The 13,208-nt window shown below is 43.9% G+C and carries 10 protein-coding genes; 4 read left to right on the top strand and 6 right to left on the bottom strand.

All coding sequences use genetic code 11. The features are described 5' to 3' along the window. Positions 1-28 precede the first annotated feature (28 nt). Positions 29-1,276, bottom strand: a complete 1,248-nt coding sequence (locus LU276_RS00050; protein ID WP_284673691.1) for a D-amino acid dehydrogenase — start codon at positions 1,274-1,276, stop codon at positions 29-31. 372 nt (positions 1,277-1,648) lie between these two features. On the opposite strand from LU276_RS00050, the gene copM reads away from it, so the two are divergent. From copM to LU276_RS00035, 3 genes are all read left to right on the top strand, one after another. Beyond that, positions 1,649-2,326, top strand: coding sequence for a CopM family metallochaperone (copM, locus tag LU276_RS00045; protein WP_284673690.1), 678 nt, complete (start codon positions 1,649-1,651; stop codon positions 2,324-2,326). A 150-nt stretch (positions 2,327-2,476) separates the two neighbouring features. Beyond that, positions 2,477-4,324 (top strand): ABC transporter ATP-binding protein, encoded by a 1,848-nt coding sequence (locus LU276_RS00040; RefSeq protein ID WP_284673689.1) that lies wholly within the window; start codon positions 2,477-2,479, stop codon positions 4,322-4,324. Between the two features lie 143 nt (positions 4,325-4,467). Beyond that, positions 4,468-5,022 carry a DUF2059 domain-containing protein gene (locus tag LU276_RS00035; RefSeq protein ID WP_284673688.1) on the top strand — a complete coding sequence of 185 codons (555 nt, stop codon included), beginning with the start codon at positions 4,468-4,470 and terminating at the stop codon, positions 5,020-5,022. A 69-nt stretch (positions 5,023-5,091) separates the two neighbouring features. On the opposite strand, the gene guaA is transcribed toward LU276_RS00035, so the two are convergent. Further along, entirely contained in the window at positions 5,092-6,654 is a 1,563-nt protein-coding gene (gene guaA, locus LU276_RS00030; RefSeq protein ID WP_284673687.1) for a glutamine-hydrolyzing GMP synthase, read from the bottom strand. A 15-nt stretch (positions 6,655-6,669) separates the two neighbouring features. Here guaA and LU276_RS00025 point away from each other — a divergent pair, with 15 nt between their 5' ends. Next, positions 6,670-6,813, top strand: a complete 144-nt coding sequence (locus tag LU276_RS00025) for a hypothetical protein (protein WP_284673686.1) — start codon at positions 6,670-6,672, stop codon at positions 6,811-6,813. Between the two features lie 23 nt (positions 6,814-6,836). Here LU276_RS00025 and gyrB read toward each other — a convergent pair whose 3' ends face one another. The 4 genes from gyrB to dnaA all read right to left on the bottom strand — a co-directional run bounded on the left by gyrB (position 6,837) and on the right by dnaA (position 13,208). Beyond that, the gene (gyrB, locus tag LU276_RS00020; RefSeq protein WP_284673685.1) at positions 6,837-9,293 is read right to left on the bottom strand and encodes a DNA topoisomerase (ATP-hydrolyzing) subunit B; all 2,457 of its coding nucleotides are present in this window, start codon (positions 9,291-9,293) and stop codon (positions 6,837-6,839) included. A gap of 138 nt (positions 9,294-9,431) precedes the next feature. Beyond that, a complete protein-coding gene (recF, locus tag LU276_RS00015) occupies positions 9,432-10,571 on the bottom strand; it encodes a DNA replication/repair protein RecF (RefSeq protein ID WP_284673684.1) in 1,140 nt (379 codons plus the stop codon). A gap of 2 nt (positions 10,572-10,573) precedes the next feature. Beyond that, complete coding sequence (gene dnaN, locus LU276_RS00010) at positions 10,574-11,731, bottom strand: DNA polymerase III subunit beta (RefSeq protein WP_284673683.1); 1,158 nt, start codon at positions 11,729-11,731, stop codon at positions 10,574-10,576. Between the two features lie 79 nt (positions 11,732-11,810). Next, positions 11,811-13,208 carry a chromosomal replication initiator protein DnaA gene (gene dnaA / locus LU276_RS00005; RefSeq protein ID WP_284673682.1) on the bottom strand — a complete coding sequence of 466 codons (1,398 nt, stop codon included), beginning with the start codon at positions 13,206-13,208 and terminating at the stop codon, positions 11,811-11,813.

The following is a 13,208-nucleotide window of genomic DNA, read 5'->3' as shown; positions in this document are numbered from 1 at the left end:
TCTCTCCTAATAAAATAACCAAATTTTCTCAATACCGTGCCAGCGACAACCCATCAAGGCTAATCTCAGGCATCTGCCCTGTGATGATATCGCCAATAAGTTTGCCTGAACCACACGCCATCGTCCAGCCAAGCGTACCATGTCCTGTATTGATGAATAAATTATCAAACTTAGTACCACCGATGATGGGTGTGCCATCTGGAGTCATTGGACGAAGCCCTGTCCAAAAAGTCGCATTTGACAAATCACCTCCTGTAAATAAATCACTCACCACCATCTCAAGCGTAGCACGGCGAGCAGGATTTAGCATCAGGTTAAATCCGCTTAATTCTGCCATGCCACCCACACGAATGCGGTCATCAAAGCGAGTAATGGCAATCTTATAAGTTTCATCAAGTACAGTTGATACAGGGGCGTTGTCAGCATCAATGATAGGTATGGTCAGCGAGTAACCTTTTACAGGATAAATAGGTAAATCCAAACCCAAAGTTTGTCCCATTTCTCGTGAATAGCTACCCATCGCCAGTACATAACCATCAGCGGTTAACATACCTTCATCCGTCAATACGCCTGTGATGCGATTGCCGTTGTGATGAATGGCGTGAATGTTGTTATTCAACAAGAATTTTACACCCAGTCCTTTGGCAATGTCCACTAGGCGTTTTGTGAATAAATTACAATCACCTGTCTCATCATGGGGTAGTCTTAGACCCCCAACCAGTTTATCTTTGGCATGAATCAAGGCAGGCTCAGCTTTTACTAGGTCGTCTTTGTTGAGTAGCTCATAAGCCACCCCACATTCTTTTAAAACCTCAATATCACGCCCAACAACATCCAACTGTGCCTGCTTACGAAACAGCTGTAGCGTACCTTTGGTGCGGTGTTCGTACTGAATGCCTGTCTCATCTCTTAATGTTCGCAAGCAATCACGGCTATATTCTGCAACACGCATCATTCGCTCTTTGTTGATGGCATAACAAGACTCATTGCAGTTAGCAAACATTTGCATTGCCCAACTTGCCTGCCACCATGAGCCATCAGGTCTGATGGAAAATGGTGCGTGTTTTTGCACAAGCCATTTGGCGGCCTTGATAGGAATACCAGGGGCTGCCCAAGGGGTTGAATAACCAGGGGATATTTGTCCTGCGTTACCAAAGCTCGTCTCTTCAGCAACATCATGCTGACGGTCTATGACAGTGACCTCTACGCCCATTTTAGCAAGATAATAAGCGGATGTTACACCGATCACACCGCCGCCCAAGATAAGTATCTTCATAACAGTCCTTATATATGAACAATAATAAAACAAGGGGCAAAATAAAATAGCTTGCCAATAGCAAGCCTTACAGATATTCTATATCATACCCACAGCGAAAACAAGACATTTGCAAAAAATCAATCCAAACAAACCCAAGCCTAATCGCCCTAATCGCAAAGAGTGATTATATCATTTAAATTCAAAGATATATCAATCCACCCATTAGCACCGATTTGACAAATTTTTCAAGGTCGTCTGATTAGAACTCATCGCCTAATTTGACAATCTTCATACTTATGTTATAGTATCTTTTGTTATAATATTTCTTAATCCACACTAAAAAGCAAGACCGCCAAGAGCTGTTTTGTTATCCATTTTAAAGGTTATCTAATGAAAACTTATCACGCCATACTGACAATTTCTACACTCATCGCTTTAACCGCTTGTAGTCAGCCTAAACAAGAAGCAACATCTGACGCACCCGTTGCCACAGACACCGCCCAACACACCGAAACGGACAGCCATGCACATCATCATGCCGATAACGCACCTGCACATGCTGTAGAATACATGGAAGCCATGCAGGTCATGCACGATAAAATGACCGCCGCCATGAAGCACGCCCACCCTGATACAGCATTTGTGGCAGGCATGATTCCCCATCACGAAGGTGCAGTTGCCATGGCTCAAATCCAACTAAAATATGGCAAAGATGGTGAGCTTCGAAAATTGGCTCAAGCCATCATTGACGGTCAGCAAGCAGAGATTGACATCATGCAATCATGGCTAAAAGACAATGCGTCATTAACCAGTGATGACAGCTCGCACATTCAAGATTATGAACAATTATCAGGTCATGACGAGATGATGAATGGCATCATGGATGAAAATCCTGACATCGCTTTTGCTAAAGGCATGATTCCCCATCATCAAAGTGCCATTGAAATGGCAGACATCGAACTAAAATATGGCAAAGATGCTAATATCAAAGCACTGGCAACTCAAATCAAAAACGCCCAAACGCCAGAAATCAAACAAATGCAAGATTGGTTAGCCAACACAAAATAAGCTTTGATACTGGGTAATACACCCATCAAAAATATAGACCTTTTCATAAAACCACACTCTTTGGGTGTGGTTTTTGTCCAACTTAAAGCACAAAACCGCCAATCAAAATCTGCTATAATAAAACCAATTTTTATAATAAACAGCCAAATCATGTCTTTATTTTCTTATTTTGAACGCAAAATCAATCCATATCCAGACAACGACATGCCCATCATGACCAAAGGTCAGCTCTTTTCATTCCTGTGGGCGTGTAGCGAAGGGGCGAGATTTTGGATTTTTATTCGCATGATACTATCAATTCTGCTTGGGGTATTTGGCTCGTTGCTATTTGCTTGGGCAGGTGATGTGGTGGATTGGCTGACTGTTTATACACCCACAACCCTTTGGCAGGAAAAAGGGCAGACCATCATCATGATACTGGGTCTGTGCATACTGTCAATCATTGGCGAATTTATCGGTAATCTGGTGCGTTTTCAAGTACTACAAGGCGTATTTCCCATGCGACTGCGTTGGTGGTTTCATAAGCACATGCTAGGACAATCCATGCAGTTTTATCAAGACGAATTCTCCGGACGAGTCTCTGCCAAGGTCATGCAGACTGCCTTGAGCGTGCGTGATACCATCATGACGATGGCAGAGATGGTGTCATTCGTCTTGGCATATTTGATTACCAGTGGCGTGATTTTGTTAGGGTTGGATATTTGGTTATTTGCCCCATTTGTCCTATGGCTGATTGTTGTAACAACAATGCTAAAGTTCTTTTTGCCACGCCTAAGACAAACCGCCAGCAACCAAGCAGATGCTCGTGCCTTAATGACAGGGCGTGTAACCGATGCTTATGCCAATATCAGTGCGGTCAAGCTATTTAGCCATTCCAACCGTGAACTTCGCCATGCCAAATCCGCCATGCAAGAGTTTATGGTAACAGTACACGCTCAAATGCGATGGGTATCCATGCTTAGTACCACCAGTGAAACAGTCTCATTATTCATGATTGTCGGTAGCACCGCCATTGGTGTATATCTATGGATGATGGGCGAGGTAACAGTCGGAGCGATTGCAGTTGCATCTGGCATCGCCCTACGCCTAAAAGCAATGATTCAGTGGATCATGTGGGAGGTAGCAAGCCTATTTGAACATATCGGTACAGTACAAGATGGCATGAGTACACTAACCACCATCCACGCCATTACTGACAGGGCAGATGCTCATGAACTTAGCGTTACTCGTGGTGAGATTGTTTTTGACAATGTGTCGTTTAATTATGGCAAAGATGACAACCAAAGCCAGTTGCTCAAGCAGTTTCATTTAAGCATTAAAGCAGGCGAGAAAGTCGGCTTGGTCGGCAGAAGCGGTGCAGGAAAATCCACCTTGGTTAACCTACTACTTCGTTTTTATGACATCAATAGTGGTGGCATCTATATTGATGGTCAAGACATCAGCCATGTTACCCAAACTTCCCTACGCAAGAACATTGGCATGGTAACCCAAGATACCGCCCTATTGCACCGCAGCATCCGTGAAAACATCGCCTATGGCAAACCCGATGCCACCGATGAAGACATCATCGCCGCTGCCAAAGCTGCACACGCATGGGACTTTATCCAAACCCTACAAGATAAATACGGCAACACAGGGCTAGATACCCAAGTGGGCGAGCGTGGCGTAAAACTCTCTGGTGGTCAGCGTCAGCGTATCGCCATCGCTCGTGTAATGCTCAAAAATGCCCCAATTCTTCTTTTGGACGAGGCGACATCCGCCCTAGATAGTGAGGTTGAATATGCCATCACCCAAAGCCTAGATGACATGATGGTGGGCAAAACCGTTGTCGCCATCGCTCATCGTCTATCCACCATTGCAAGTCTTGACAAGCTGGTGGTGATGGACAAAGGACAAATCATTGAGATGGGCAGCCATGATGAACTCATCGCCAAAAACGGCGTCTATGCCAGTCTTTGGGCAAGGCAATCTGGTGGGTTTTTAGGTGAGATGGAATAAACCCAACCATTTTAACCACCAAAAACAAAACCCCAAATCATATACGATTTAGGGTTTTGTTTTTGGTGCAAACAGCCAGTCTTCTTGACAGAATCCATCTTTTTGATATAATAGATAATGATTTGCATTTAATAGGAATTATCATGACACTCAAAAAAGGCATCATCACAGCATATTTATTGGCAGGATTAACATTTGGCACTTATGCCATTGCCCAGACCCCTAGCGATACATCATTAGACCAATTGATGCAAGTTACTCATGCCGAGCAAGTTTTAAAAGATAGCATGAAGCTTGGTTTTACCAGCTCATTGACCCAATCAGCTTTACTCGGACCTGGCTTTCGACACCTGCCTGATGACAAAAAAGCACAGCTTGAAATTCTATTCAACGAATTTGGCGAAACCGTATGGCAAGACATTGATGACACCATCGAACTTTTTGAAAAGACCAAACAAATTTATCTACAGGTCGCCAAAAAGCACCACACCCAACAAGAAGTTGATGCGATGATTAATTTTTATCAATCCCCCATCGGTCAGGATATTGTCGTTAAAGAAAATATGATAATGAATGAGGTAAGCAACAAAGCGATTGACATTATCAGTAAAGATGCGAAGTTTTTACAAAAGGTTGAAGAAGCAACAAAAAAACACTTACCGGCATTTGAAGACAAAGTAAAAGAACTTCTTAAATAGCACCAACAATAAACCCCCTTATGATACAAGGGGGTTTGTTTATGGCGTTCTACAATGCCAAGACCATGATTATTCCCACTCAATCGTCGCAGGCGGCTTACTTGATACATCATAGACCACACGAGAGACATCGGCAATCTCATTCATGATGCGAGTTGAGATTTTATCTACTAAATCATAAGGCAGATGAGCAAAACGAGCGGTCATAAAATCCACCGTCTCCACCGCTCGAAGGGCAATCACCCACGCATAGCGGCGACCATCGCCCACCACACCAACCGACTTAACAGGCTCAAATACGGCAAAGGCTTGGGCGGTCTTATCATACCAACCGCTTGCACGCAGCTCTTGCATAAAAATATCATCCGCCACACGCAAAATATCGGCATATTCTTTCTTGACTTCGCCCAAAATCCGCACACCCAAACCCGGCCCTGGGAACGGATGGCGATAAATCATATGTTTAGGAATGCCTAATGCCACGCCAAGTTTACGCACTTCATCTTTGAATAAATCACGCAAAGGCTCAACCAACTCAAACGCCAAATCATCGGGCAAACCACCAACATTATGGTGAGACTTAATCACATGAGCCTTGCCATGCTTGGATTTGGCAGACTCAATGACATCAGGGTAAATCGTGCCTTGTGCCAAAAATTTGATGCCATCTAGTTTACGAGCTTCTTCTGAGAATACTTCAATAAACTCACGACCAATAATTTTGCGTTTGGCTTCTGGGTCAGTTACGCCAGCCAGTGCATTTAAAAAACGCTCTTCAGCATCGGCACGAATCACGCGAATGCCCATATTGTCAGCAAACATTTGCATGACTTGATCGCCTTCATTGAGACGCAGCAGTCCATTATCCACAAACACACAAGTCAACTTATCGCCAATGGCACGGTGTAAGAGTGCTGCCACCACCGATGAATCCACGCCACCTGATAGACCCAGCAATACTTGATTATCGCCAATCTGCTCTTGCAACTGCTGAATACGAAGCTCAATAATATTATCCGAATTCCACGCATTGCCACAGCCACAGATGCCATGCACAAAGTTGCTAATCAGCTGTTCGCCTTTTTCTGAATGGGTAACCTCTGGGTGAAATTGCACGCCATACAGTTTGCGATTTTCATCGGAGGCAGACGCAAAAGGACAGCTTGGCGTACTGGAGGTAACACCAAAACCTTCAGCAAGTTTGGTGACTTTATCGCCATGACTCATCCACACTTGCGATTGATTTTGTGCATCCGCCATGCCATTAAGCAAGCCATCGTTTTGGACAATATCAATTTTGGCATAGCCAAACTCCTTGATGTCGCCCGCCTCAACCTTACCGCCTAATTGCTCGGTCATCGTTTGAAAACCATAGCAAATGCCCAGTACAGGCACACCCAATTCAAACACCGCTTTTGGTGCACGTGGTGAGCCTGCCTCATGCACACTCTCAGGACCTCCTGATAAGATGATGCCTTTAGGAGCAAAAGCACGAATCTCTTCATCCGTGATGTCATAGGCATACATTTCGCTATACACACCAGCCTCTCGCACACGGCGGGCGATGAGCTGACTGTACTGCGAGCCAAAATCCAAAATCAAAATGCGGTCGGTGGTGATGTTTGCGGTCATGGTGCGTCCTTTGTGATGCGTAAAGATAATATGGCTATTTTAGCATTTTTTAGAGAAAATGGCGACCACTACACTACTTGCCCACCCAATAATTCTAATGACAGCACCAAAAAAGCAATGCTTGGTGCTTCCCATCGCCATAAAAAAGCCCAAACATAAATTTGGGCTTTTTATTGATTTGATTAAGCATCCACTTCAGCGTTGAGTGCGTTCTCCTCAATGAATATACGGCGTGGCTCAACCTCATCACCCATCAAGCAATTAAACAGATGATCGGCAGCGATGGCGTCTTCAATGGTAATTTTTAACATTCGGCGATTTTCAGGATCCATTGTCGTCTCCCAAAGCTGATCAGCATTCATCTCGCCCAAACCCTTGTAACGCTGAATGGTCATGCCACGGCGTGCATCTGTCATCATGTATTCCCACAGATGATGGAAATCTTTGATGACCAAATCTTTATCGCCACGACGCAAGAACGCCCCATCGCCAAGCACGGTATTCCACTGGCTAGAAAATTTAAGCAATCGGGCATATTCCGATGAGTTTAGGAATGCTGAATCTAGCGTATAATATTGTGGCAAACGATGGACAAATATCGTTACTCGTGGCAGCCATCGTTGCTTTTGGGCATCATCACCACCTGTTACTTCAATCAACTCCACCTTCGGCGACAAATGCCCTGCTGATTGGTTTAGTTTTATTTGCAGCTCATCTACCCATGACTGCATGACAGCTTGATTGCCAAAATCAGCCGAGAATTTTGGGATGAGCGTCAGTGCATCTAGCAACTCTGATGGATATTTATTCTGCAAGCGATGTTTGATGACTTGTGATTGGTTGTAGTCATTAAGCAACTTTTCTAGTGCCACGCCCGTTACCGCAGGGGTATTTTGGTCCAAGAACAACTGATTATCATCAATGGTTGATGATAACAGATATGATTTTAATGCTTCATCATCTTTTAAATACAGCTCATGCTTGCCTTTTTTAACCTTATAAAGTGGTGGCTGAGCAATATAAATATGCCCACGCTCAATGAGTTCTGGCATTTGACGGAAAAAGAAAGTCAATAGCAATGTGCGAATATGCGAGCCGTCCACATCGGCATCGGTCATGATGATGATTTTATGATAGCGAAGTTTTTCAACATTATATTCATCAGCACCAATGCCTGTACCAAGTGCTGTAATCAGCGTGCCCACCTCAGCAGATGATAACATCTTGTCAAATCTAGCACGCTCCACATTTAAAATCTTACCCTTAAGTGGCAAGATTGCCTGCATCTTACGATTGCGACCCTGCTTGGCAGAGCCACCTGCCGAATCACCCTCGACAATATACAATTCAGACAAAGCAGGATCTTTTTCTTGACAGTCCGCCAGCTTTCCTGGCAAGCCTGCAATATCAAGCGAAGTCTTACGGCGAGTCATTTCTCGTGCCTTACGAGCCGCTTCACGAGCACGAGCAGCATCAATAATTTTACCTGCAATCGCTTTGGCTGCGGCTGGATTTTCAAGCAGATACTCGCTCAATCGTTCATGCATGGTGGCTTCAACCGCTGATTTTACCTCGCTAGAAACTAGCTTATCTTTGGTTTGTGAACTAAATTTTGGGTCAGGAACCTTAACCGAAACAATCGCAACCAAACCCTCTCGTGCGTCATCACCTGTTATCTGAGTTTTTTCTTTTTTACCAATATTCTCAGCTTCCATGTAGTGATTTAAACAGCGAGTAAGTGCTGAACGAAAACCCGACAGGTGAGTACCACCATCTTTTTGGGGGATATTGTTGGTAAAGCACAACACTTTTTCATTATAGCTGTCCGACCACTGTAGTGCTACCTCCACACCTATACCATCTGCTGTCTGCGCGGTAAAATGGAAAATATCATTGAGCGCTTGTTTACCTTCATTGATGAAAGTAACAAACTCAGACAGACCGCCTTTATGCTCAAAAACCTGCACCTTATCATCACGCTCATCAGTTAAGACGATGCGTACACCTGAATTTAAAAAAGATAATTCACGCAAGCGTTTGGCAAGAATATCATAATCAAACACCGTACCACTAAAAATTTCACCGCTTGGGTAAAATCTCACTTGTGTGCCAGTCTTATCAGTAGGTTCAACCTGCTTTAAATCAAAGTTGGGCACACCATCAGTGTAATCTTGGGTGTACAAATAACCATCACGCCAGATGTTTAGGGTGAGTTTCTTGGATAAAGCATTGACCACCGACACACCCACACCGTGCAGACCGCCTGACACCTTATAGGAATTGTCATCAAACTTACCACCTGCGTGCAACACGGTCATAATCACTTGAGCTGCCGACACCCCTTCTTCTGGATGAATATCTACAGGAATGCCACGACCATTATCCATGACCGAAACTGATTCATCTTCATGAATGACAATGTTAATCTCATCACAATGCCCAGCTAATGCCTCATCAATGGCATTATCCACCACCTCAAACACCATGTGATGCAAGCCTGTACCATCATCTGTATCACCGATGTACATACCTGGTCTGACACGCACAGCCTCAAGCCCACGCAAAACTCGGATATTTTTTGAGCTGTATTCAGTATTCTGGGTATCGGTAGAATCACCGTGTTGTGGCTGCTCAATCATGAAACTTCCTTAAGATTTATGCTTAATTTTTTTGCCTGCAAAGGCATGACTAAAAATTAAAATGATTGTCTATTATAGCATTTTTTTTCGCAAAAAGTCATGAATTTGCACGGACGGCGGTTATATATCACTTCAAACCTAACCCATCTCCACATCACCCTGTTCCACATGAAACACCTTAAACTGCCCAGAACCCCTATTAAGATGTCGCAGTTTATCAGTAATTTTATCTTTGATGTCCATCTGCAAACTTGTGATGAATACCTGACAAGGCAGTGATAGCAAAACCCCAAGCAATAAATCCACCGCCTGCTCATCAAGCTCTGCATCAATATCATCAATCAGCACCACGGGCTTTATACCATCCAAATACTGACAAATCATCTGTAATTGTGAGAGTTTTAGGGCGGTAATCAGCAGTTTTTTTTCACCACGAGACAAGACATTAACCGCCTGCTCTCTGATTTTTTCGCCCTGCTCATTCGTCTGCTTTAACAGTATGGTAACATCAGCACGATGTGCTCCGATGCGTGTATATCCAAGCTCTCTATCTTGAGCAGACCGAGATTGCAGTATATCAAACAACCCCAACTTATCATCAAACCCTGCTTGATAAGCAAGATAAATCCGCTCTTGATAACTGGGTAAAAGTCGCCCCACCATCGCATCAAAAAAACCTCGCCACTCATCAAACACCGCTCGCCGATGCTCGTGCAAAACAGAAGCATAAGACGATAACTCTCTATCCCACACCCCTAGCTCATTGATGGGTAGATAGGCGGATTTTAGCAAGGTGTTACGCTGTTTTAATAGACGCTGATAGGCTAGCCAAGCAGGATAAAACTTTGGTTCCACATGGAACGATAGCCAATCAAGCAACTGTCTGCGATTGGCACTACCCTCTTCTAATACCGCCATGCCAGCCGGATCAATCAATAAGGTTGGTAATAAAAATGACAAGATGCTCTGGCTATTAACCACGCTGTGATCAACTTTTAGTGTCGTGGTGGCAAGCGAAGCAGCATCCAACTGCTTTTGGATGGCAATGGTCTTATCACCATCAATCCTTGCCCAAATGGTACAGGCTTTAGTGTGATGTGTGATGTACCGTCTGGGCTCATGATGGCGAAAACTTTTGCCTCGAGAAAGCAAAAACACCGCCTCTAAAAGCGATGTTTTGCCACTGCCATTTTGACCAATGATAAGATTGCAATCCGCCAATGACAGTGAAACTTGATGCAAGTTACGCAGTGTATGAACGCGTAATTGATGAATCATAACTATACACGCATCGGCATAACAACATATTGATAATTCATCTCATCACCCACTTGGTAGATGAGTGCAGGTTTTACCGACTCAGTCATCTCAATGCGAATATCGCCATGCAAGACTCTTAGTACTGCACGCAGATAGGCTTCATTGAATGACACCTCAAGTGGCTCACCTTGATAGCTGACAGAAAGATACTCTTCTGCTTCATCTTGCTCTCTTTGGTTGCGTACGCTTACTTTGACTTTATCAGCCTCTGCAAAATCAAACAGCACGCCTGGCGACTCTTTACTGACCAATACCGACAGACGACGCAATACCTCAACCGCCTCATCTTTATTAAATACCGCTGCCTTATCATAGCTTGGTGGCAACACTCGGCGATAGTCTGGGAACTTACCCTCAATCAAGCGTGCCACCATAGTTACCTGCATACCTGCATAATCACTGTCACTACTAAATGTCAAAGATACCTGCAAAAACTGCTCATCAAAGCCTAGCGACACCACCTCATCTTCTGTAAACTTAACAATTTCGCTCAGTAGTCTTTCAAGCTCACCCACCGCTTTACCAGGGATAATAACACGGCGTTCATCATAACTGGCGCTCAATACTCTGTGAGCCACCGCCAATCTATGCCCATCTGTCGCCACAACCGTCAGTTTGTCTTGATGAATCTCAAACAGCATACCTGTCAAATAATGGCGGACATCTTGGGTTGCCATGGCAAAACGGGTGTGATTAATTAAATCAAATAAGGCAGCACGATTAATATCAATAGCGGTAGCCACGCTTGGTGTGCCAATGCTTGGAAAATCCTTAGCAGGCAAGGTTTTTAAGGTATATTTAATCTTGCCACCAACCACCAAACAGCGTGAATCACCAACATCAAGCGTTACCACTTCATCAGACAACGCCTTACAAATCACAAACAGTTTTTCGGCAGGTAAAGTGGTCTCACCTGCTTCAATGCAAGCACCTTCTGGTAGATGCACCCGAGCGGTTAATTCAAGCTCCAAATCAGACGCCACCAAAGTCAACAGATCATCTTCCAAAACAAACTTAATATTTGCCAAGATAGGTCCTAAGCGATGATGCTTATCTGCCGCCTTGGCCACAAGGCTGATGGCATTAATCAGGGTGTTACGATTGATGGTTAATTTCATTGCTACTTCCTAATTTTTAGTGTATCTATGTTACTCATTTTTTAAGGCAAACACAAGTTTTGTTTGGCTACAGCATTCATCATTCAAATTCCAATGTTGCTTTTAAGGCTTGATAGGCTTTTTCCACCTTTACATCACTTGAACGCAACTCTTCAATCGCCTTGCAAGCGTGCATTACGGTCGTGTGGTCTCGCCCACCAAAAAACTGTCCAATCTCAGGAAAGCTGTCTTGAGTTAACTCACGAATCAATGCCATCGCCATCTGGCGTGGTCTTGCGATATTACGACTGCGTTTTTTACCCATCAAATCCTTGGCGGACACACCATAATACTGAGCGACCAAATCACGGATATTATCAGCATTAACCGCCCTAGCTCGTGCCTCAACATGATCTTTAATGGCGTGACGCACTAAGGATAAACTAACAGGCTCCTCTGACATGGTGAAACTTGCATGCACCTGATTTAACGCACCCTCTAAGCGGCGAACATCAGGGGCGACATTTTGGGCGATAAATAATGCACATTCCTTAGGCAGCTCCATGTTTAAGATACTTGCCTTTTTTTCCAAAATTTGCACCCGCATATCAATATCAGGTGGCTCAATCAGTAAGTTTAGCCCACCAGAAAACCGTGATTTAAAGCGTTCATCAAAGTTATTTAGTTGGGTTGGCTGTCTGTCCGATGCCAAAATAATGCGGTGTTTTTTATTTTTGCCAAATTCACTAAAAATTGTCAACAGTAGCTCAGATACTTGTGGTGCGGTTTTGGCGTTAATTAGATGAATATCATCAATAATCAGCAAATCCGCCTTACAAATCCTTTTGACCAACTGGTCCACTTTATTATCTCGAAATGCCTCTTTGGTGATGCGAAAAAAGTGGTCTTTGGTTAAACAACAAAACTTCAACCCAGCTTTTTGATAACGGTGTGCCACCGCATGCATCAGATGCGTCTTACCCAATCCTGATGAGCCATACAAAAACACCAAAGGGTATAGACTACTCCCTGCCTTTTTTCCCAAATCATAGCAAGCATTATAAGCAAAGGCGTTAGACTTACCCTTAACAAAAGCATCAAAAGTATAATGCTCTTCTATTTGCTCACTTTCATCAATCTGCGTACTTACCTTGCTTTTTTTCAAAGTAGGCTTATCGCCTTTTGGTTCAGCCTCAATTACCTTGGCAACCGCCAAACGAACCTCACCTACCTCTGGTGGAGCACAACGCTTGACAGCCTCTTTAATCAGCTCAAGATGATGCTTATTGACATGCTCTACAAAATAGTGATTGATGGCAGATAACACCAACGCACCGCCATCTAAGCTCGGCTGTAGTGGGGCAAGCCAGCTTGTAAAATCCACCTCTGACACCTCAGAAGACAAAAATTCTAAGCACTGTTGCCAAAACTCTACCGAAGTCGGTTGCGATTTAGGCAACTTAGGCGGGCTCTCCCCATCTTCATCAAACAAGTACAT

The organism is Moraxella haemolytica (assembly GCF_030177935.1).
GTDB classification, from domain to species: domain Bacteria; phylum Pseudomonadota; class Gammaproteobacteria; order Pseudomonadales; family Moraxellaceae; genus Moraxella; species Moraxella haemolytica.
The sequence above is the reverse complement of the archived record's forward strand: the minus strand, read 5'-3'. Positions and strand labels throughout refer to the sequence as shown.